Annotated in this window: 21 protein-coding genes; 10 read left to right on the forward strand and 11 right to left on the reverse strand. The window is 63.2% G+C overall.

The genetic code is table 11. From position 1 onward, the window contains the following. Window positions 1-107: 107 nt before the first annotated feature. The 6 genes from AC07X9_RS10020 to typA form a co-directional block, all read right to left on the reverse strand. Window positions 108-581, reverse strand: coding sequence for a winged helix DNA-binding protein (locus AC07X9_RS10020; protein WP_017181439.1), 474 nt, complete (start codon window positions 579-581; stop codon window positions 108-110). Further along, entirely contained in the window at window positions 559-978 is a 420-nt protein-coding gene (locus AC07X9_RS10025) for a hypothetical protein (RefSeq protein WP_100215182.1), read from the reverse strand. The genes AC07X9_RS10020 and AC07X9_RS10025 overlap by 23 nt, the downstream gene beginning before the upstream one ends. A 62-nt stretch (window positions 979-1,040) precedes the next feature. Further along, window positions 1,041-1,388 (reverse strand): hypothetical protein, encoded by a 348-nt coding sequence (locus tag AC07X9_RS10030; protein WP_017181441.1) that lies wholly within the window; start codon window positions 1,386-1,388, stop codon window positions 1,041-1,043. Window positions 1,389-1,453: 65 nt separating this feature from the next. Next, window positions 1,454-1,945, reverse strand: a complete 492-nt coding sequence (locus tag AC07X9_RS10035) for a response regulator transcription factor (protein ID WP_017181442.1) — start codon at window positions 1,943-1,945, stop codon at window positions 1,454-1,456. 178 nt (window positions 1,946-2,123) lie between these two features. Further along, window positions 2,124-2,291 carry a hypothetical protein gene (locus tag AC07X9_RS10040; RefSeq protein WP_017181443.1) on the reverse strand — a complete coding sequence of 56 codons (168 nt, stop codon included), beginning with the start codon at window positions 2,289-2,291 and terminating at the stop codon, window positions 2,124-2,126. A 93-nt stretch (window positions 2,292-2,384) separates the two neighbouring features. Further along, window positions 2,385-4,202: a translational GTPase TypA gene (typA, locus tag AC07X9_RS10045; RefSeq protein ID WP_017181444.1), complete on the reverse strand. Its 1,818-nt coding sequence runs from the start codon at window positions 4,200-4,202 to the stop codon at window positions 2,385-2,387. A gap of 216 nt (window positions 4,203-4,418) precedes the next feature. Here typA and AC07X9_RS10050 point away from each other — a divergent pair, with 216 nt between their 5' ends. The 3 genes from AC07X9_RS10050 to AC07X9_RS10060 are packed head-to-tail and all read left to right on the forward strand — an operon-like array spanning window position 4,419 to window position 6,553. Next, a complete protein-coding gene (locus tag AC07X9_RS10050) occupies window positions 4,419-5,639 on the forward strand; it encodes a toxic anion resistance protein (protein WP_017181445.1) in 1,221 nt (406 codons plus the stop codon). A 31-nt stretch (window positions 5,640-5,670) separates the two neighbouring features. Then, a complete protein-coding gene (locus tag AC07X9_RS10055; RefSeq protein WP_017181446.1) occupies window positions 5,671-6,381 on the forward strand; it encodes a hypothetical protein in 711 nt (236 codons plus the stop codon). Between the two features lie 16 nt (window positions 6,382-6,397). After that, window positions 6,398-6,553: a hypothetical protein gene (locus AC07X9_RS10060; protein WP_017181447.1), complete on the forward strand. Its 156-nt coding sequence runs from the start codon at window positions 6,398-6,400 to the stop codon at window positions 6,551-6,553. Here the strand turns inward: AC07X9_RS10060 and AC07X9_RS10065 are convergent. The 3 genes from AC07X9_RS10065 to prfB form a co-directional block, all read right to left on the reverse strand. Next, on the reverse strand, window positions 6,550-6,858 hold the full coding sequence (locus tag AC07X9_RS10065) for a PilZ domain-containing protein (protein ID WP_017181448.1): 309 nt from the start codon (window positions 6,856-6,858) through the stop codon (window positions 6,550-6,552). The genes AC07X9_RS10060 and AC07X9_RS10065 overlap by 4 nt on opposite strands. A gap of 80 nt (window positions 6,859-6,938) precedes the next feature. After that, window positions 6,939-7,667, reverse strand: coding sequence for a class I SAM-dependent methyltransferase (locus AC07X9_RS10070; protein WP_037513978.1), 729 nt, complete (start codon window positions 7,665-7,667; stop codon window positions 6,939-6,941). Window position 7,668: 1 nt separating this feature from the next. Continuing rightward, entirely contained in the window at window positions 7,669-8,796 is a 1,128-nt protein-coding gene (gene prfB / locus AC07X9_RS10075) for a peptide chain release factor 2 (protein WP_017181450.1), read from the reverse strand. A gap of 240 nt (window positions 8,797-9,036) precedes the next feature. Here prfB and AC07X9_RS10080 point away from each other — a divergent pair, with 240 nt between their 5' ends. Further along, window positions 9,037-9,672, forward strand: a complete 636-nt coding sequence (locus AC07X9_RS10080; protein ID WP_140159586.1) for a hypothetical protein — start codon at window positions 9,037-9,039, stop codon at window positions 9,670-9,672. 48 nt (window positions 9,673-9,720) lie between these two features. Here AC07X9_RS10080 and AC07X9_RS10085 read toward each other — a convergent pair whose 3' ends face one another. Continuing rightward, the gene (locus AC07X9_RS10085; protein WP_017181452.1) at window positions 9,721-12,255 is read right to left on the reverse strand and encodes a penicillin-binding protein 1A; all 2,535 of its coding nucleotides are present in this window, start codon (window positions 12,253-12,255) and stop codon (window positions 9,721-9,723) included. A gap of 93 nt (window positions 12,256-12,348) precedes the next feature. Continuing rightward, entirely contained in the window at window positions 12,349-13,629 is a 1,281-nt protein-coding gene (locus AC07X9_RS10090; protein WP_017181453.1) for an N-acetylmuramoyl-L-alanine amidase, read from the reverse strand. Between the two features lie 552 nt (window positions 13,630-14,181). On the opposite strand from AC07X9_RS10090, the gene AC07X9_RS10095 reads away from it, so the two are divergent. The 6 genes from AC07X9_RS10095 (at window position 14,182) to yidD (ending at window position 20,178) form a co-directional block, all read left to right on the forward strand. After that, the gene (locus AC07X9_RS10095) at window positions 14,182-16,887 is read left to right on the forward strand and encodes an Rne/Rng family ribonuclease (protein WP_037513987.1); all 2,706 of its coding nucleotides are present in this window, start codon (window positions 14,182-14,184) and stop codon (window positions 16,885-16,887) included. A gap of 128 nt (window positions 16,888-17,015) precedes the next feature. Beyond that, on the forward strand, window positions 17,016-18,365 hold the full coding sequence (locus tag AC07X9_RS10100) for a M48 family metalloprotease (protein WP_017181456.1): 1,350 nt from the start codon (window positions 17,016-17,018) through the stop codon (window positions 18,363-18,365). Window position 18,366: 1 nt separating this feature from the next. Further along, complete coding sequence (locus AC07X9_RS10105; RefSeq protein ID WP_017181457.1) at window positions 18,367-19,134, forward strand: DsbA family protein; 768 nt, start codon at window positions 18,367-18,369, stop codon at window positions 19,132-19,134. Window positions 19,135-19,406: 272 nt separating this feature from the next. Beyond that, a complete protein-coding gene (gene rpmH / locus AC07X9_RS10110) occupies window positions 19,407-19,541 on the forward strand; it encodes a 50S ribosomal protein L34 (RefSeq protein ID WP_006959075.1) in 135 nt (44 codons plus the stop codon). A 32-nt stretch (window positions 19,542-19,573) separates the two neighbouring features. Further along, a complete protein-coding gene (gene rnpA / locus AC07X9_RS10115; protein ID WP_017181458.1) occupies window positions 19,574-19,969 on the forward strand; it encodes a ribonuclease P protein component in 396 nt (131 codons plus the stop codon). Continuing rightward, on the forward strand, window positions 19,966-20,178 hold the full coding sequence (gene yidD, locus AC07X9_RS10120) for a membrane protein insertion efficiency factor YidD (protein ID WP_017181459.1): 213 nt from the start codon (window positions 19,966-19,968) through the stop codon (window positions 20,176-20,178). The genes rnpA and yidD overlap by 4 nt, the downstream gene beginning before the upstream one ends. Window positions 20,179-20,181 lie beyond the last annotated feature (3 nt).

Below are 20,181 nucleotides of genomic sequence, written 5' to 3' on the forward strand. Positions count from 1 at the left end.
GGAGCGCGGGCATGGCCAGCCTGAGTTGAGGGATAGCTGTTCTTCCCGATCGCCCCGGTGGCGGCGAACACCCTCGCAATGTCGGGCGAATGGCGCCGGTGGGCGCGTCAGCCGTTTGCGTCGAACGCGAGCGACGACCAGGAGGACATGGCATCTACCGCCAGCGGCGAAAGACGCACGGCGCGGCGTCGGCGGCTGTTGGGCGAGGTTTGATGTTCCTCCAGAAGACCGCGCCTTTCCAGAACGCCGACTTGCCCGACGATGACGCTCATCGACAGGCGCGATTGTTCGCTCAGTTGCTCCAGTGTCAGCGCGCGCCCGTTCAGCCCGGACTGATAGAGGAGGAGCAGTATGTCCCAGGCGGGGTCGCTGAACAGGTTCGGACCTAGCAGCGTGGCACGCGCGCGCCGAGCTTCGATATAGCGCGAAAGCGCGGCCAGATGACCCTCCCCAGTGCCATCCAGAACCGCTGCATCCTCCTGCCGGGCATGCACATTGGAGAGACAGCGTTGCAGCGCGACGATCAGGTCGGCCGCCTCCTGGCTGGGGACGATGCTCTCAGGCGGAATATGCGCGGTCATGGAGCGACTTTCGATCAAGTTCGATGCCGACGATGGCAAACAGCATGAGGGGAATGATCCAGACCGTACTCAGCCCTTCATAGATGCGGTCTGAAAAACTTTGCAGCAGCAGGGTCGCGACATGGGACAGCACCGTCATCAATTGACAGGCGGAGACCCATACCGGCCAGTAGCGCTGGCTTTGCAGCATCAGCCAGAGCAATGCGACAAAGGTGAACAGGTCGACCGTCATCAGCCAATATTGCGTCGCCTGCCACGACCCGGCGAGCTGGGCGGGAATGGTGAGCACCACCGCCGCCGCCGAAATGACAACGAAGCGCCGCCCGTCCCGCCCCCCAAAGGCCAGTGCGAAGGCGCAGGTTAAAAGCATCAAAAGCCAAAAAGAAGCCGCCAGCATTTGATCACCGTTGAGAGGGGGGAGAAATCAAACGTGTATCCAATGCCGACGGCTCCACCTGGTCAAGCGACCAGGGTCAGGTGGCGCTGCACATCGTCCTGAGCGGGCGCGTCCATTCCCAACGGGCATCCGAAGGCGGTGACTGCATGCTGGCTTTGTTCGATGCAACGGGTCAGCAGGGCCGTCGCGCGGATCATGTCGCTGCGCCCTTCGATAATCTTGGTCGCGCTTTCATGGATGCGCAGGATGATGCGCTGGCTTTCGGCGGCGGTAAGGCCGGAATCCTGAGCGGCAGCGAGAAAAGCGGTCGTGAGGTGCGCGGTATCGACCAGCGCGCCGTCCAGCGAGGCAAAAGCCTGCTTGGTCTGATCGGCGACGGCCTGGGTCTTTGCGGGATCAAGATTGAGCACAAGTCATCTCCTTCGCACGGCGCCATGCGAGGCGGTGCGTTTTCAGCGTGGCGATACAGGAAGGATCAGGCCAGTGCCTTGAAGGCCCCGGCAATGAGCAGCAGCAAAGTGACGACACCAACGCCGGTCAGTACGGCGGCGCGGATCATCGCCAATATGCGGCCATCGATACTCAGTTCATTGATCGATCCCCCTAGCGGTGGGCCGAAGGCGAGGATGCGTCGCAGGAACCCTTTTCGTTCCGTCTGCTCATCCGGCCTGTCCGGCTGAGCGATGGATGACGCAGGAGATGCATCGGAAGCAAGCCGCTGCGATTGATGTATCAAAGGCTGATATGTGCCAGTTTGGGGCTGTGGTTGCTCAATCGAAACAAACAGGCGGGCTGCTTCCTTGCGGGAAGGGACGCCGAACTTGCGCAAACTGGTGCGGACGCGCTGATCTACCGTATGTTCCGACACATGCAGCTGTCGCGCGATTTCCTTGGAATTGAAGCCCTGCGACACCAGCCGCAGGCACTGCTTTTCACCCTCGCTCAAGGCTGGCAGGGTTTCGGCCACTCCTTCGTTCCTCCTGCGTGGACGCTTTTGCCCGTCAACAAGCTACAGGCATCACAAGGTCCAGCCAAAGCATATCACACCCGCAAGGTTGCGATTCGGTTTGCGCTAGTGGCTAAAGTGACATGAGAGGGTAGTGATATGCAATCTAGTTACGTACGTAGGTACGTGGTCCCGACGATCAGGCGCGCGGTTTGCCGTCCTGTTTCGCCTTGTGCGCGGCGAGCAGCGCATCGATCTCGACGATTCGCTGACGTTGGGGCGTGTCCTTGACCAATCCCTTGAGGCGGCATTCGGCCCACAGAGCGCGGCGCTCGGACGTCAGGGCTTTGAGATAGAGGTCGGCCATGTTCCGGCTCCTTCAAAAATATGGGGGCGGAGCGTTGCCGCCCGCCCCCGTGCCGGTCTGGCCGGTCGGTCCCCCGCAAAGGGGAAGGCTTGATCAGGCTGCCTTGGACCGGCTCATGCGCTTGCGCTCGTTCGGATCGAGGTAACGCTTGCGCAGGCGAATGGTCTTGGGCGTGACTTCGACCAGTTCATCGTCGTCGATATAGGCGATGGCCTGTTCCAGCGTCATCTTCCAGGGCGGCGTCAGGCGGACCGCGTCATCCTTGCCGCTGGCGCGGAAATTGGTGAGCGCCTTCGACTTCATCGGATTGACTTCCAGATCTTCGGTCTTGGCGTTCTGGCCGATGATCATGCCTTCATACAACGCTTCGCCAACGCCCACCATCAGGATGCCGCGTTCTTCGAGCGGGCCCAGGGCGTAGGCATTGGCCTCACCCGATCCGTTGGAGATCAAGACGCCATTCTTGCGGCCTTCGATCGGACCCTTGTGCGGACCATATTTTTCGAAGAGGCGGTTCATGATGCCGGTGCCGCGCGTGTCCGACAGAAATTCGCCATGATAGCCGATCAGGCCACGCGACGGGGCGGAGAAGGTGATGCGGGTCTTGCCGCCACCCGACGGGCGCATGTCGGTCATCTCCGCCTTGCGCAGGTTCATCTTCTCGACAACCGTGCCGGAAAATTCATCGTCCACGTCGATCATGACGGTTTCATAAGGCTCGGTCCTGTTGCCGTCCTCGTCCGTGTCGAACAGCACGCGCGGGCGGCTGATCGACAGTTCAAACCCTTCGCGGCGCATCGTTTCGATCAGCACGCCAAGCTGAAGTTCGCCGCGGCCAGCCACTTCGAAACTGTCCTTGTCTTCCGATTCCGTCACCTTGATCGCGACGTTGGATTCGGCTTCGCGCTCCAGACGATCGCGGATCATGCGGCTCGTCACCTTGGAGCCTTCGCGGCCGGCCATGGGCGAATCATTGACGGCGAAGCGCATCGACAGGGTCGGCGGATCGATCGGCTGGGCCTGGATCGGTTCGGTCACGGAAACGTCGGCAATCGTGTTCGCCACGGTTGCGACCGCCAGCCCGGCAAGGCTGATAATGTCACCGGCCTGCGCTTCTTCGACAGGCACGCGGTCGAGGCCGCGAAACGCCATGATCTTGGACGCGCGGCCGGTTTCGATGATCTTGCCGTCCATGTCGAGCGCGTGGATCGCCTGGTTGGCGCGCACCTTGCCGCTGGTGACGCGGCCGGTCAGCACGCGGCCAAGAAAATTGTCGCGATCGAGCAGGGTCACCAGGAAGGTGAAGGGCGCATCGACGTCGAGCGCTGGCGGCGGCACATGGTCGACGATCTTCTGGAACAGCGGGGTCAGCGTGCCTGAACGCATCGACGCATCTTCGTTGGCGTAGCCATTGCGGCCCGACGCATAGAGGACGGGGAAATCAAGCTGTTCATCGGTCGCGTCGAGCGACACGAACAGATCGAACACTTCGTCCAGCACTTCCTGAATCCGTTCGTCGGGGCGATCGACCTTGTTGACGACGACGATCGGCTTCAGGCCCAGCGCCAGCGCCTTGCCGGTGACGAACTTGGTCTGCGGCATCGCGCCTTCCGACGAATCGACCAGCAGGACGACGCCATCGACCATCGAGAGGATGCGTTCGACTTCGCCGCCAAAGTCCGCGTGGCCGGGCGTGTCGACGATGTTGATGCGGGTGCCTTCCCATTCGACCGAGGTCGGCTTGGCCAGGATGGTGATGCCGCGCTCTTTTTCGAGATCGTTGCTGTCCATCGCCCGCTCTTCAACGCGCTGATTGTCGCGGAACGTACCGGACTGGCGGAAAAGCTGATCGACGAGGGTGGTCTTGCCGTGATCGACGTGCGCGATGATCGCGATATTACGCAGGGACATGTCTTGCCTTTGGGATATGGGCTCCCCTGGCCGACACAAGGTCACACAGAGGCTTCGGGCGCGCCCCTACAGGAAATGATGCGTTGCGGCAAGGGCGCGTGGCAGGCGCGACATATGGCGCGCTTCCCACTGGACGGCACGGCCCCTATGTTTATCCTGTCGATTGCGCCTTGAAGCGCGGGTGTTCTATATCAATATGACACCAAGGGAGATATCATGGCCACGACCGCTACTGCGACAACGACATCCTCCAGCGATCCGTTCAACCTGACGCCGCCCGATCCGGTGCCTGTCGTGAGCGCGGAGCGGGCAGCGGGGCTGGTGCCGATCGATGCGGAGAAGAAATCCAAGCTGGACGAGAAGGTTGACGCCTTCATCGACGATCTTGTGGCGCAGGATTCCAATTCGCCCGCGTTCGGCGCGCGGGTCGACCAGTTGACCAATATGGGGCGCAAGGAAATTGCCGAGGCCGCGGGGCATAGCAACCGTTTCCTCGACCGGCCGGTGCGGGCGATGGACAGCGACAGCAAGGTCGGCGCGGACCTGGCCGAACTGCGCCGCACGGTCGAGGATCTGGACCCCGGCAAGCGCGGCAGCCTGACCAGCCGCAAAAAGCTGTTCGGCATCATCCCGTTCGGCAACAAGATGCGTGACTATTTCGACAGCTATAAAAGTGCGCAGAGCCACATCAATTCCATCCTGGGATCGCTGGCCAGCGGCAAGGACACGCTGATCAAGGATAATGCCGCGATCGATGTCGAGCGGCAGAATATGTGGGCGACGATGGGCCGTCTGGAACAGATGATCCACATCAGCAAGACGATGGACGCGCGGCTGGAAGCCAAGGCGCTGGAACTGGATTCGACCGACCCGACCAAGGCGAAGGCGATCCGCGAGAGCGCGCTGTTCTACATTCGCCAGCGCACGCAGGATCTGCTGACCCAGATGGCCGTGACGGTGCAAGGCTATCTGGCGCTCGATCTGGTGAAGAAGAATAATGTCGAACTGGTCAAGGGCGTCGACCGCGCGTCCACCACGACGGTCGCGGCGCTGCGCACCGCTGTGACGGTGGCGCAGGCGCTGGTGGGTCAGCGGCTGGTGCTGGAGCAGATCAGCGCGCTGAACACGACGACTGCGAACATGATCGATTCGACCGGCGAATTGCTCAAGAGCCAGACCGCCCAGATTCACGAGCAGGCCGCATCGAGCACGATCCCGATCGAGACGTTGCAGCGCGCGTTCCAGAATATCTACGACACGATGGACAATATCGACACGTTCAAGCTCAAGGCGCTGGAGAATATGAAAACGACGGTGACGACGCTGTCGAACGAGGTCGAAAAGTCCAAGGGCTATATCGCAAGGGCCGAGGGTCAGGCGCAGGCGTCGAAGGAAGCGCGGGCCGACAATCCCCTGCTGAGTGCGATCGAGGGATGAAGATGTTCACCAGCAACATCCGGTGGTCGTTATGAGCCGGTCCGATCGCGTGCTGGCCGATGCCGAAGCGGTGCTGCGGCGTCATAGCGAGCGCGGGCAGAGCCTGACCGCGCGGGCGCGGCAGCGGCGCAATGCGGGGCTGATCCGCAAGGTCAAATATGCCTTCTGGGCGGTGCTGGCGGTGATATTGGGCAGCGCGGTCGCGGGCTTTGTCGTGCCACTGGGGACGACCGGCGTGATGATCGCGCTGGGGGTGGTGATCGCTGCATTGTTGCTGATCGGCCTGCTGCCGACGGAAACCCGCGTGCGGACCGAGGCACTGGCGGAAACGCCGCTCACCGCCCTGCCGCTCCAGACCGAAATCTGGCTGGAAAATCAGCGCAAGGCGCTGCCGGCTCCGGCAGTAACACTGGTCGACAGTATCGGCACGAAGCTGGAGATATTGTCGCCACAACTGGAAAAGCTGGGACCGCAAGACCCCGCTGCGCTGGAAGTGCGCAGGCTGCTGGCGGATCATCTGCCCGAACTGGTGACAGGCTATCAGTCGATCCCGCAGCCGTTGCGGCGCGAGGAACGCAATGGCCGGGTGCCCGAAAAGCAGTTGGTCGAGGGGCTGGCGGTAATCGACGCGGAGATCGGGCGGATGAGCGAGAGCCTGGCCAGCGGCGATCTGGACAAGCTGGCGACGCAAAACCGCTTTCTGGAGTTGAAATATCAGGAGGCGAAGGAATTGGGGCAATAGCCCGATCCTTCCCCGGATGATCCACCTCACCCTTATCATCGTCGATTTCCTGACCGGGTTGCTGGCGGCAGGCGCGTGGGCGCTGGCGTCCGCAGGCGGTGCCATCGCGGCGGTGGTGGGCAGCGGGATATTGGGGGTTTCGCTATTCCGGCGCTGGCGGCGCAGGGACTAAAGGCCGTTTAAAAGGCCGGCCACCATGGCGTCGGACAAGGCGATGTCGAAATGCACGCCGAAACGCTTGGCGCGGACCCAGACGACATGGGCGACGACCATGATCCCTTTCGTCTCTATCATGACGCGATCGCCCGTGGACGGCGGACGATCGCAATGGGCAAGCGCGCCGGTTGTCGAGAGATCCAATATATGTGCGCGCAGCGGCATACCGCGCAGGTGCAGCACCACCGGCTCGAACATCTTGTGCCGCGCGGCGATGCGGGGTTTGGTCCCGGAGGGGGCGAGCGATGCATGGTCGGTCATGATTGGAATCTCCCCGACACCGTCATATTGCAGTTGCGAGCAACAGCCAATCACCAGAAAGGATCAGGGCGGCGTTAACCCTAATTTTCGCTGCGATAGGCGCATGTGACGATACTGGACGGGTCGGGCCGAGCTGCGATGCGGCGGAAACGGGCGAAATAGCCCCCTGCGCTCGGCTTGGGGATGACCTCCTCCAATCGGAAACCCATTGCCGTCAGTTCGCAGGCAAGCAGGCGCGGCGGCGTGCCATGCTGTTCGGTCGGCCTGTTGGAATCGACGACGATCAGTTCGCCATCCTTTTTCAGCGCCGGGCTGAGGTGCCAGAGAAAGGCATAAGGTTCGGCAATCTCATGATACATATGCACCATCAAGATGCGGTCGAAGCTGTTGACCGGCAGGCGGGGATCTTCGGGCGCGCCCAGCTTGACGCTGACATTGTCCAGCTTTTCGCGCGTGATGCGGCGCGACAGCGCCTCGATCACTTCCGGCATGATATCCTCTGCCAGCACCCGTCCGCTCTTGCCGACGCGGGCGGACAGCCGCACGGTATAATAGCCCTCGCCCGCGCCAATATCCGCGACGGTCATGCCGGGACGGATTCCGGCGCGGTCCATGATATCCTCCGCCTCATTCACCCGGTCGCGGGCCTCCTCGCTCGACCAGCGGGTCGACACGATCGGGGCCACCGGGCGGTCCGCGAGCGGGAAAGGCGCGGCAGCGGGGGAACGCTCCGTTTCGTTACCGGGCGACAGGCGGTCGCAGGCGGTGAGCAAGGCAAGCACGCCCGCCAGAACCGCCCGCATGCTCATGTCAGTCGACATCCTCGACATCGACCTTCTCGCCAGTCACCTTCTGGCTGAGCGCTGCGGCCATGAAGGGATCAAGCGCGCCGTCCAGCACGTCGTCGGGCGCGGTCGAGGTGACCCCGGTGCGCAGATCCTTCACCAGCTGATAGGGTTGCAGCACATAGGAACGGATCTGGTGCCCCCAGCCAATCTCCGTCTTGGCGGCATATTCGCCAGCCGTCACGGCTTCGCGCTTGGCCAGTTCCGCTTCGTAGAGGCGCGCCTTGAGCATGTTCATCGCGGTTGCGCGGTTCTTGTGCTGCGAACGGTCATTCTGCGACGCGACGATGATGCCGGACGGAATATGGGTGATGCGGACGGCCGAATCGGTCGTGTTGACATGCTGCCCGCCCGCGCCGGACGCGCGATAGGTGTCGATCTTGAGGTCGGATTCCTTGACTTCAATGTCGATATCATCGTCAATCACGGGATAGACCCATACCGACGAGAAGCTGGTATGGCGGCGCGCGGCGCTGTCATAGGGGCTGATGCGGACCAGGCGATGGACGCCGCTTTCGGTCTTGGCATAGCCATAGGCATTCTCGCCCTTGATCAGGAAGGTCGCGGACTTGATGCCCGCCTGATCGCCCGCCTGATAATCGACCAGTTCGACCTTGTAACCGCGCCGTTCGGCCCAGCGGCGATACATTCGGCTGAGGATTTCGGCCCAATCCTGGCTTTCGGTACCGCCAGCACCGGCATGGATTTCCAGATAGGTGTCGCTGCCATCGGCTTCGCCAGACAGCAGCGCCTTGATCTTGTCCTCGTCCGCGCGGTCGGCCAGCGCCTTCAGCGCCGCGATGGCTTCGGACACCATGTCCTCGTCACCTTCGGCTTCCGCCATTTCGATCAGTTCGGCAGTGTCGGACTTTTCCGATGCAATGGCACGGGTCGCGCCGATGGCGCTGTCCAGCCTGGTCCGCTCCCGCATGACCTCCTGCGCCAGCTTGGCATTGTCCCACAAGGTCGGATCCTCGACGCGCGCGTTCAACTCGTCAAGGCGGCGCAGCGCGCGGTCCCAGTCGAGCGACTGGCGCAGCAGGGCAAGCGCGGCGTCGATGCGGTCAATATATTGCAGCGCTTCGGCGCGCATGGGTGGTCTCCAAAAACTCGGCCCAAAAGGGAAGGCTCTCTAGCCGTTCGCCCTGAACTTGTCGAAGGGCCGTCCTTTCTTGCGTAAATCGCTGTTCGTCAAGAAGAACAGGGCTTCGACAGGCTCAGCCCGAACGGTTCCGATGCATTTCGTCGCAAGAGGGTCAAAAAGCGCTGCGGGCGGACGCATTAATGATGTTCCGCAAAAGGATAGCAATGCCTCAACGATAGTCGCTGCCGAATGCGCATTCTTCCCATGTTCGCCCTTCTGGCTTTGGCTCCGCAATCGGCATTGGCATCTGGCGGTGTACCGTTGTCGCCTATCGGATTTTCATTTTCTCCATCGGCTCCCGCACCATTGAAACCGGACCATCCGCTATATCGTCGCATAGCATTGGAGCAAGTGGCGGATATGCCCGGTGTCGTGGGCGGAAAAGCGACACTGGGCCTGGCAGGGGCAGCAAAGCGGTCCAGCTTTGAGAAAGCACTGCGCGAAACAATGAATAAGCTGAACATGCTGGCCACTACGGATGCCGAAGCCAAGGTTCGCTTGTCGCCACGCTGGATTGACATGGATGCGCCGTTCAAGATTTCCTTCTCCAGCCGTGCCAGCGTCACGATGGGATGGAGCTTAACCCGAATCGACAACGGCCAGCTTCTGTTCCAGCGAGATATAACGACCGCTGCTCAGTCCAAGGGCGGAAACGGCACCGACCGTATGGTCGGAGTCGGACGCGTCGCATTGATGACAAACATTGCCTCCGCCTTGAACTGCGTCGACAGGGCGGCCTATGGCGTGGCACCTCAAGATTGCGCGCTTTCCCCGAATTTTGAGTATAAAGCGCCGACTTACATCTTCATGTTCCTGCCCGGTTGATGGCAGATCATCATTGGGTACGGCTACGCCAGACCTTCTAATCTTTCCTCAATAAATCCCGCCCTGATCGGACAGGAATTCGCTGTCGGTGCGCGCTCTGGTGCGGCTGGCGGCGCGGGTGGCGGCGACCTTGGCTTGCTCTTCGGCCTCTTCCTTGCGGATCGTGCGGCGGGGTTCGGATTCGGGTTTGAAGGCTTCCCAGATGACCGCCGCCTTGGGTTCGCTGGTCGGCCAGGCGCCGTACACGCGCTTGCCCGACCGCCGGTCGATCGCGACCATGCGGATGCCCGCAGGGGCGATGAAGGGCGTCTTTGGCATGGTTTCCAGGATCGGAGCCATCGCCGCCTTCCAGATCGGCGCGGCGATGCGGCCGCCCTGCGCCCAGCCGCCAAGGCTGCGCGGCTGATCATAGCCGATATACACGCCAGCGACGAGATCGGGCGATCCGCCGACGAACCAGACATTGGTCGGGCCGTTGGTGGTGCCGGTCTTGCCGAAGAGCGGACGCTTAAGGTCGGCCAGTACGGTGGCGGTACCGCGCTGGACCACGCCTTCGGCGATGTGGACGACCTGATAGGCGGTCATCGGGTTCATCACCTGCTTGCCCTCAAAACCGAAGCGCGGCATCGGCTTGCCGTCCCAATTGGCCATGTTGCAGCCATCGCAGGCGCGCCAGCGTTCGGGCCAGATGACCTTGCCACGTCGGTCCTGCACATAATCCATCACGCGCGAGGGGAATTGCCGCCCCTGATTGGCGAGCGCCGCATAAGCATTGACCATGCGTTCGACCGTGGTTTCACCCGCGCCCAGCGCGAAGGACAGATAGGGCTGGTAGTCGCCAATCCCCATGCCCTTGATGGTGCGGACGACCCGCTCCATGCCCGTCTGGCTGGCGGCCCGCACGGTCATCAGGTTGCGCGACTGTTCGACGCCCCAGCGCATCGTCTGCGGTCCAGCGCTGCCGCCGGAGAAGTTGCGAAAGCATTTCTGGCCAAGGCCCGCGCCCTGATAGACGCACAGCGGCCCATCGACGATGATCGAGGCCGGGGTCATGCCGCTGTCGAGCGCGGCGGCATAGACGAAGGGCTTGATGGTCGAACCGGGCTGGCGCAGCGCCTGGGTGGCGCGGTTGTAGGAGGACAGGCGCGAATCAAAGCCGCCCTGCATCGCGCGGATACGGCCCGAATGAACCTCCTCCACCATCATGCCGCCCGACACTTCGGGGATGGAACGCAGCGCCCAGTTCGATCCATTGCGCGCAACGACGATCAGGTCGCCAGGCTTCATTGCAGAGAAGGCCGGACCACCTGTTTTGCGATAGGGGCTCTGCGCGGCGCTGGCGGGGAGAGTGCCCGTGCTGCCGTCGGCAAAGCCAAGCTGCGCGTCGGTCGATGTGCGGCTGACGATGACGGCGACGCGCCAATCTGCATAATCGACGTCGATATAGCTGGCGGCCAGTTCCCGCTCCCAGCCATTGTCTATCTTGATATGACCGACCGGGCCGGACCAGCCGCGCCCGGCGTCGAAACGCAACAGCCCGCCGCGCAGCGCATTCTTGGTGCTTTCCTGCACCACCGGATCATAGGGGCTGCGCACCCACAGGCCACCGGCATAGACGCTGTTGGGACCATCGCTCGCCTTTTCGCCGAACAGGCTGATCAGGCGGCGGCGCACTTCTTCCATATAATAGCCGCCTGCCCGCGCGTCGAAGCCGGAGCCGTGCGCGGCAACGGTGCCGAGCGGCTGGGCCACCGCCGCGTCGCGCTGTGCAGGGGTGATCCAATTATTCTTCACCATTTCGCCCAGCGCCCAGTTGCGCCGTTCGATCGCGCGGGCATGACCGGTCGGGCTTTCGGGGCGGTAATTGGCCGGCCCCTTGGGCAGGATCGACAAATAGGCCATTTCGTGGAGCTTGAGGTCGGCGACGTCCTTGTCGAAATAGGCGCGCGCGGCAGCCTGTACGCCATAGGCGTTTCGACCCAGAAATATCTGGTTGAGATAGAGTTCGAGGATTTGCTGCTTGGTCAGCACATTTTCCATGCGCCACGCCAGGATCATCTCCTTCACCTTGCGCGTGGGCGAATATTCGTCGCCGATCAGCAGATTCTTGGCCACCTGCTGCGTAATGGTCGATCCGCCGCGGGCGCGCTGGCCAGACCCCAATTTGCTGGCATAATCAAGCACGGCCCCAGCGAAACCGGGGAAGTCGACGCCATGATGGTCAAAGAATGTCTTATCCTCCGCCGCCAGATAGGCGTGGATCAGTTGCGGGGGATAGTCGCTGAATTGCAGCTGGACGCGCCGTTCGCGGGCATAGCTGTGAACCGGCTGGCCATTAATGTCGCGCACGATGGTAGGCAGCGGCGGCTCATATTCCAGCAGCGTCGCCGCGTCGGGCAAGCCGCGCGCGAAGATCAGCCAGAACAGCGCGCAAAAGAGCAGGAAGCCGCCCAGCAGGATCGCGCTCCAGCGAAACAGGCGGCGCTGCCAGAGCGGGCGCAGACGATCCAGCACGCCCCCTGCGTCGCGACGCAGGCGATAGGCAAAGGACGATGCGGGCGGATTGGAACGGGCCTCTTCCATGACGGATCAGGCTCTAAGGTCAAATTGCCGCCAAGGCCAGCGCAGATCGTCGAACCTGCCCCCCTTCCCCGCCAGCGACGCGTTTTGGCGCGATCAGCCCCCGGCCGCGCCGCCGTGCATCGCAAGCTTGCGGGCGAAGTGAACCTCGATCGCGCGGGCGACGCCGCGGGCGATTTTCTGCTGCCCCTCGCGCGAGGCGAGAAAGGCCGCATCCTCGGCATTGCTGATATAGCCGGTTTCAAACAGGACCGATGGCGTATCGGGCGCTTTTAGCACCATTAAGGAAGCAAAGCGGTGATAGGCGCTGCGGAAGGCCACATAGGGCGATGCTTCGCGCTGGAGCAGACGCGCGAAATTGGCCGAGATGTTCATCGATTCGCGCTGGGTCAGGTCGATGAGGATCGAGGAGACGTCGCCCGACTGGCCGCCAAGGTTCACGCCATTGATGATGTCCGCCTTATTCTCCCGCGCCGCCAGACGCGCCGCTTCGCGATCGGAAGCGGTTTCGGACAATGTATAGACGGTCGCCCCATGCGCGTCGGCATTTTCCGCTGCGTCGGCATGGATCGAAATGAACAGGTCTGCGCCCAGCTTGCGGGCGATGCCATAGCGTTCCTGAAGCACGAGATATTTGTCATCGTCGCGGGTCAGCGCCACGCGCACACGGCCCGACTTGACCAACTGGTCGCGGATCGCCTGGGCGATGGCCAGCGTCACATCCTTTTCGCGCTTGCCATTATCCTTGTTGATCGCGCCCGGATCATGGCCGCCATGGCCCGCATCGATCACGATCAGGGGACGGGTGCCGTCACGCGCGCCCTCGATCGGCGGCAGCGCGACGCCGCGCGCCATGGACGGGATCGGCACGGTGATCGAATGGAGTCGCTTTCGCGGTCGGGCGCTCATATTGGCGGGCGCGTCGAAATTGGTGCGGCCCCTGCCCACCGCCGTGCGAAAGACGCTGTCGGTCGCGCCCTTGAGCGAGAAGCTGAGCGATTTGCCGTCGGGCGCGATCTGCGCATCGCCCAGCGTCGCCGGGCTGGCGAGATCGAGAACGACGCGGGCGGTGCTTTCGCTCAACTGGCCCTGACGCACTGCGGCGATCGTGCCATTGCCGGGCGCGAACTGGCCGCGACTGATCTGCGCGCCGCTGATGTCGAGCGCGATACGGCGCGGCGTATCAAGCAGGAAGGCTGACGCGCCATCGACCCGATCGTCGAAACGAACAATGACGCGATCGTCGCGTACATCGACGGCATAAATGCCGCCGGCGCTGCCGGGCGCCGCCATCGTCAGAGTGCTTGCAAGGGCAAGGCTTTGTAACATGCGCCGCTTGTGCATCGCATGGATGCGGGCCGTCCAGCCAAATGTCATGCGCTTATCCGTTCAGCGTCCCCACGCTAAACCCCGGATTAAGCAAAGCCTGTTGTGGCTCCGTAAAATGAGACGGTTAACGGGATTTTCAGCACGAGCGGCGATACGGGTGCTGGTTTGGAACGGGCTTTGCTCCGGCCATTTTTGAACAGACGCGAACAAGACATAATATTTCAGGCAGCCGTTGCCCCGTGGGTCTTTGACTGCTACCCATTCATATTCCCGCAAGACTAGCCTGTTTCACGGTGGCGATGCGGGGAAACAAGAGCGGCATCGGCGCGCACCCTGCGCGCCACAGGATGCCAGTAACAGGTTGACGCTGCATGAGGCATGAATTCCATTCCACGCTTGCCCCGGTAACGGGCGATGCGGCGTGGATGGTCCGGCCCGGCGAATTGTCCGGCCCTGCCGACGCAGCAGACGCGCAATATTTCCTTCAAACCTGGACGATGTCGCAACCTGCGCCCCTTTCGGCGCGCACGCGGCCGTCCCTTCACTATCGCGTGGCGGCGCGGCCAAGTGCCGCAGCCCGTCCACGCCGGAGACTATTACATGACAATGCGTATGCTGATCGATGCGCGCCACCGGGAAGAAACCCGTGTCGCGGTCGTCAAGGGTAACCGGATCGAGGAATTCGACTTCGAGTCCGCTGAGCACAAGCAGCTCAAGGGCAATATCTATCTGGCCAAGGTAACGCGGGTCGAGCCTTCGTTGCAGGCCGCCTTCGTCGATTATGGCGGCAACCGTCACGGCTTCCTCGCTTTCAGCGAAATTCATCCCGACTATTATCAGATCCCGCGTGAGGACCGCGAAGCGCTGTTGCGCGAAGAACGCGCCCATGCCGAGGAAGAGGCTGCGCTGCGCGCCGATCTGGACGATGAGGATGACGAGGACGGCGAAGGCGGCAGCGTCGAAACCGTCGAGGCGACCCATCATCATGATGATGACGATGCGCATGACGAGCAGGAGAGCGGCGAACAGGCCGAAGGCGAAGGCGGGCGCGGCAATGGTCGCGGGCGTGGCCGTAGCCGGGGTGGCGACGATGCCGCCGACGAACTGCGCCGCAAGCGGATGGCGCTGCGCCGCCGCTACAAGATTCAGGACGTCATCAAGCGCCGCCAGGTGCTGCTGGTCCAGGTCGTCAAGGAAGAGCGCGGCAACAAGGGCGCGGCGCTGACCAGCTATTTGTCGCTGGCCGGTCGTTACTGCGTGCTGATGCCCAACACGTCGCACGGCGGCGGCATTTCGCGCAAGATCAGCAATGCGGCGGACCGCAAGCGGTTGAAGTCGATCATCGCCGACATGGCGCTGCCTTCGTCGATGGGCTGCATCGTGCGGACTGCCGGCCTTCAGCGCACCAAGGTCGAGATCAAGCGCGACTTCGACTATCTCGCCCGCCTGTGGGACGAAATTCGCGAAAATACGATGAAGTCGGCCGCCCCGGCGCTGATCCACAATGACAGCGACCTGATCAAGCGGGCGATCCGCGATATCTACAACAAGGATATTGAGGAAGTCATTGTCGAGGGCGAGCATGGTTACAAGGCCGCCAAGGACTTCATGCGCCTGCTGATGCCCAGCCATGCGCGCAAGGTGAAGGGCTATGCCGACCCGGTATCGCTGTTCCAGCGCGCCGGTGTCGAGGATCAGCTGGCCGCCATGTACAACCCGGTCGTGCAGCTGAAATCGGGCGGCTATCTGGTGATCAACCCGACGGAGGCTCTGGTGTCGATCGACATCAACTCCGGCCGGTCGACCCGCGAGCATGGCATCGAGCAGACCGCCGTTGCGACCAATCTGGAAGCGGCGCGCGAGATTGCGCGTCAGTTGCGCCTGCGGGACATGGCTGGTCTGGTCGTCATCGACTTCATCGACATGGAGATGAACTCCAACATCCGCAAGGTCGAGAAGGCGATGAAGGAAGCGCTGAAGGACGATCGCGCGCGCATTCAGGTCGGCCGGATTTCGGGCTTTGGCCTGATGGAAATGAGCCGCCAGCGCCTGCGCACCGGCGTGCTGGAAGCATCGACCCGCCAGTGCCCGCATTGCGAAGGCACCGGCCTGGTCCGCACCGCATCGTCGGCGGGCCTGTCTGCGCTGCGCATGCTGGAAGAGGAAGCGGCGCGGGGTCGCGGCAGCATCATCACGCTGCGCGCCAGCCAGGAAGCCGCCTTCTACGTCCTCAACAACAAACGTCGCGAACTGGACGAGATCGAGCAGCGCTACGGCGTCAGCATCATCGTCCTGCCCGATGGCGAGGTGGAGGGCGCACGCATGTCGGTCGAGCCGAGCGGCCCGCGCCCCGAACGCGTCGTGACCTATGCACCGATGGATCAGGATGACGACGAACTCGACCTGATCGAGGAAGAAGAGGAAGAAGAAGAGCCGCAAGCCGAGGAAGAGGAAGAGGCCGCCTCTGAGCGCGACCGTTCCGAGCGGGGTGACCGGGGCGAGGATCGCGATGGCAACCGCCGTCGCCGTCGCCGCCGTCGCCGCCGTGGCGGCCAGCGCGATGAAAATCGCGTCGAGGGCGAAGCTGCGGACGATGCCGGTGAGGCACAGGAGGCGGGCGCCGATGAAGCGGACGAGGATAGCGATGGCGAGGCGGAAGCCGCCGTCACTCCCGTCGAAGCCGAGGAAGAAGGCGCTGCCCGTCGTCGTGGCCGCCGTGGTCGCCGTGGCGGTCGCCGTCGTCGTGAAGGCGGTGAAGCTGCAACCGATGCGAACGCGGAAACTGCCGAGGCGGTGACCGAGGACGCGCCTGTCGCCGAAGACGCCGTGGCCCAAGAGGCTGCGGTCGAGGAAGCGCCCGCCGAGGAAGCGCCCAAGACCCGTCGTCGTCCCCGCGCCCGCAAGCCCAAGGCCGACAGCGCGCCCGCAACCGAAGCCGTCGCCGAGGAAGCGCCCGCCGAGGTTGCAGCCGAAGCCCCGGTAGAGGTCGTCGCCGAGAAGGCGCCAGCCAAGCCCCGCCGTGGTCGTCGCACCAAGGCGCAGATCGAGGCTGATGCCGCTGCGGCGGAAGCGGCCGCGGCCCAGGCGCCGGTTGCCGAAGAAGCCCCTGCCAAGCCCAAGCGCACCCGTCGCAAGAAGGCCGATGTCGCAGCGGAAGCCGAAGCAGCCGCGCCTGCCGTCGAGGCACCGGCTCCGGCCGAGGAAGCGCCTGCCGCCGAGCCTGTCGCGGCGGAGAGCGAATCCGAAGGCGTCAATGACGATGGCACGCCGCGTCGCGGCTGGTGGCAGCGTACGTTCGGCCAATAAAAGCCGGATCGCTCGCCCATGAACAAGCGCCGCTGCTTATCCGGTCATGCCCGGTCGGCAGCGGCGTTTTTCGTTTGGCGCGCCGCTTCACCGGCGGTTCATGGCCTGCATGGCATGGGCGGCGCGTGATGGTCCGATTGATCCGATGGCTTGCCCTTCTGCTGGGCGTGTTCATGCTGATGGCGCGCCCGGCGCTGGCGCAGAGCATCTTGCGCGATGCCGAGACCGAGGCGTTCATGGCCGACATGTCCGCGCCGCTCGTCAAGGCGGCGGGCATGGCCCCGCGCAATGTCCAGGTGCTGGTCATCAACGATCCCGAAATCAACGCCTTCGTCGCTGGCGGCCAATATGTGTGGGTGCATAGCGGGCTGATCGCGCAGGCCGACAATGTGAACCAGTTGCAGGGCGTGGTAGCGCATGAACTGGGCCATATAGAGGGCGGCCATATCGTCCGCTTTGGCGAAGGGATTCGCGAAGCGACCGGCGTGACTTTGCTCAGCCTGGTGCTGGGGGCCGCCGCCATCGCGGCGGGCGGCGCGGAAGCGGGCATGGGGATTATGGGCCTCGGCCAGCAGGCGGCGATGTCCAAATTCCTGGCTTTTTCGCGCGGTCAGGAAAGCTCCGCCGATCTGGCGGGCGCGCGCTATCTGAGCACGGCGGGCATCAGTGGCCGGGGAAGCCTGGAATTTTTCAAGAAGCTGCAAAATCAGGAATATCGCCTCGCGATACCGCAGGATAACAGCTATGGCCGCACCCATCCTCTGTCAGGGGAACGCATCAATGTGCTGCGCGAGGTCTATACGGTCGATCCGGCGTGGGACAAGCCGGTCGACAAGGCGCTGGAGGCGCGGTTCGAGCGGATCAAGGCCAAGCTGGTCGGCTTCGTGTCGGAACCCGCCCAGACCCTGATCAAATATCCCGAAAGCGACCAGTCGATCCCGGCGCATTATGCCAGGGCCTATGCCTGGCACAAAAGCGCCTATCCGCAACGCGCGCTCCATGAAGCCGACGCACTGCTGGCGGCGATGCCGGACGATCCCTATTTTCTGGAGCTCAAAGGCCAGATATTGCTGGAAAGCGGCCGCCCCAAGGACGCGATTGCACCGCTGCGCGAAGCGGTGCGGCTGACCAACCAGCCGCTGATTTCCGTGCTGCTGGCCCATGCGCTGATCGCGACCGAGGATGAGGCGAATTTTGCCGAGGCCGAGCAGGTTTTGCGCCTGGCAGTGGCGCGCGACCGGGAAAATCCCTTCGCCTGGTATCAGTTGGGCGTCGTCTATGAACGGCGGGGCGATACGCCACGCGCGGCGCTGGCGACGGCGGAGCGATACGCGATGATGGGCCAGCATCCGATGGCGCTGCGCAGTGCGGACGCGGCGATGCAGGGGTTGAAGCCGGGCACAGTTGACTATCTGCGGGCGCAGGATATCGCGATGGTATCGCGCGCCGCGATCGAGCAGCAGCGGAAGAAACGATAAAATGACGCAGCACAACCGGCCGACATTCCGCGCGGCCCTTTCCAACAGGATGATCCAGATGACCCTTGGCGCTTTCGCCTTTATCGCGGCAGCCGCCGGGATCGCTCTGGCCGTGCAGGCCCCCGCCGCCGTGACCACCACGGACAAGAGCGCGATCGAAAAGATCGTTCATGACTATATATTGGAGCATCCCGAAATCATCCCGCAGGCAATCGAGAGATTGCAGGCGAAACGCATGTCCAGCACGATCGCGGACAATCGCATGGCGCTGGAAAAACCCTATGCCGGGGCGTGGGAAGGCGCGGCCAATGCCGATGTCACCGTGGTCGAATTTTTCGACTATGCCTGCGGCTATTGCCGCGCATCGCTGCCGGATCTTGCCAAGCTGGTGGGGTCGGACGCCAAGGTGAAGATCGTCTATCGCGAACTGCCGATCCTGTCGGAAGAAAGCAGCGACGCGGCCAAAGTATCGCTTCTGGCGGCCGAGCGCGGCCAATATATGGCCTATCACAAGGCGCTCTATGGCGCTGGCAAAGTGACGCGCGACACGATCGTCGCGGCGGCGGCGAAGGCCGGCATCAGCAAAGCGGACGCGGAAGCAGCGATGGCGTCGAACAAATATGACGCCGAAATCCAGTCCAACATCGCGCTCGCGCAGAAATTGCAGGCGAGCGGCACGCCGACCTTCGTCATCGGCGACCAGGTGTTGAATGGCGCGGTCGGCTTTGACGCGCTGAAGAGCGGCGTGGCGGCGGCGCGGGGGAAGTAATGGGCCATCCTCCCCTTTAAGGGGAGGTGGATGGCCGTAGGCCAGACGGATGGGTGTCGCGCTATCGAGAGGGTGATACCCCTCCACCACTGGCTACGCCAGCGGTCCCCCTCCCCTTGCAGGGGAGGATTTCGGTTCGGCAAGATCGGGCTTCGCCCCATTGACTTCCCACCCCCATTTGCCTATCGGACGCCCCCTGACCATGCGGCCGCTGCTTTGGCGGCCCTTTTTTGTCACGCCCGATTCTCTAGTTGTTTTTTGAGGAATGAACGATGAAGCGCACTTTTCAGCCGAGCAATCTAGTTCGGAAGCGCCGTCACGGTTATCGCGCCCGCATGGCGACCCCCGGCGGCCGCAACATCATCCGCGCCCGTCGTGCGCGCGGCCGCAAGAGCCTGAGCGCCTGATCGAAGGGCCGCCTTCGGCTGCGCCTGCCATCATGGGCAAGCGGGCCGATTTCCTGGCGGCCAATCGCGGCAAGCGCGCACCCATGCCGGGATTCGTCCTGCTGGTGCGCGACCGCGACGATGGCGATCCGGCGATGCGATTCGGCATCACGGTCACGAAAAAGATTGGCGGCGCCGTCATCCGTAACCGGATGAAGCGCCGCTTTCGCGTTCTCGCACGGGAATTGCTGCCGCTGCATGGCTATGCCGGTGCCGACCATGTGCTGATTGGCCGCGATGGCGGCAAGGAACGTGATTTCGCCTTGCTGCGCACCGAGCTGGAAAAGGCGCTGCGCAAGATTGCGCGCGCGCCGCAGGCCGGTGATGCGCCGTCGCGCCATGGCGTGGGGGCAGGTCATGGCCGGGGCAAAGGCAAGGTCGGCGCATGATGGCCCGCCTGCTCATCCTGATCGCGCGCTTCTGGCAGATCGGCCCTTCGCGCATCCTGCCCCCTTCCTGCCGCTATGCCCCATCCTGTTCGGAATATGCGATCCAGGCCGTGCGCAAATATGGCGCGATCAAGGGTAGCTGGCTGGCAGGGAAGCGGCTAATGCGATGCCACCCATGGGGCGGTTCGGGCTACGACCCGGTCCCCTGACAC

This window comes from Sphingobium sp. GW456-12-10-14-TSB1 (assembly GCF_059424385.1).

Coding starts and splice junctions, on each gene's coding strand:
- AC07X9_RS10060 (WP_017181447.1), top strand. CDS start 6,398: ATGATCCACCTCACCCTTATCATCGTCGATTTCCTGACCGGGTTGCTG.
- AC07X9_RS10040 (WP_017181443.1), bottom strand. CDS start 2,291: ATGGCCGACCTCTATCTCAAAGCCCTGACGTCCGAGCGCCGCGCTCTG.
- AC07X9_RS10090 (WP_017181453.1), bottom strand. CDS start 13,629: ATGACATTTGGCTGGACGGCCCGCATCCATGCGATGCACAAGCGGCGC.
- AC07X9_RS10105 (WP_017181457.1), top strand. CDS start 18,367: ATGACGCAGCACAACCGGCCGACATTCCGCGCGGCCCTTTCCAACAGG.
- AC07X9_RS10100 (WP_017181456.1), top strand. CDS start 17,016: ATGGTCCGATTGATCCGATGGCTTGCCCTTCTGCTGGGCGTGTTCATG.
- yidD (WP_017181459.1), top strand. CDS start 19,966: ATGATGGCCCGCCTGCTCATCCTGATCGCGCGCTTCTGGCAGATCGGC.
- rpmH (WP_006959075.1), top strand. CDS start 19,407: ATGAAGCGCACTTTTCAGCCGAGCAATCTAGTTCGGAAGCGCCGTCAC.
- rnpA (WP_017181458.1), top strand. CDS start 19,574: ATGGGCAAGCGGGCCGATTTCCTGGCGGCCAATCGCGGCAAGCGCGCA.
- AC07X9_RS10080 (WP_140159586.1), top strand. CDS start 9,037: ATGCGCATTCTTCCCATGTTCGCCCTTCTGGCTTTGGCTCCGCAATCG.
- typA (WP_017181444.1), bottom strand. CDS start 4,202: ATGTCCCTGCGTAATATCGCGATCATCGCGCACGTCGATCACGGCAAG.
- prfB (WP_017181450.1), bottom strand. CDS start 8,796: ATGCGCGCCGAAGCGCTGCAATATATTGACCGCATCGACGCCGCGCTT.
- AC07X9_RS10025 (WP_100215182.1), bottom strand. CDS start 978: ATGCTGGCGGCTTCTTTTTGGCTTTTGATGCTTTTAACCTGCGCCTTC.
- AC07X9_RS10070 (WP_037513978.1), bottom strand. CDS start 7,667: ATGAGCATGCGGGCGGTTCTGGCGGGCGTGCTTGCCTTGCTCACCGCC.
- AC07X9_RS10050 (WP_017181445.1), top strand. CDS start 4,419: ATGGCCACGACCGCTACTGCGACAACGACATCCTCCAGCGATCCGTTC.
- AC07X9_RS10020 (WP_017181439.1), bottom strand. CDS start 581: ATGACCGCGCATATTCCGCCTGAGAGCATCGTCCCCAGCCAGGAGGCG.
- AC07X9_RS10095 (WP_037513987.1), top strand. CDS start 14,182: ATGACAATGCGTATGCTGATCGATGCGCGCCACCGGGAAGAAACCCGT.
- AC07X9_RS10055 (WP_017181446.1), top strand. CDS start 5,671: ATGAGCCGGTCCGATCGCGTGCTGGCCGATGCCGAAGCGGTGCTGCGG.
- AC07X9_RS10065 (WP_017181448.1), bottom strand. CDS start 6,858: ATGACCGACCATGCATCGCTCGCCCCCTCCGGGACCAAACCCCGCATC.
- AC07X9_RS10085 (WP_017181452.1), bottom strand. CDS start 12,255: ATGGAAGAGGCCCGTTCCAATCCGCCCGCATCGTCCTTTGCCTATCGC.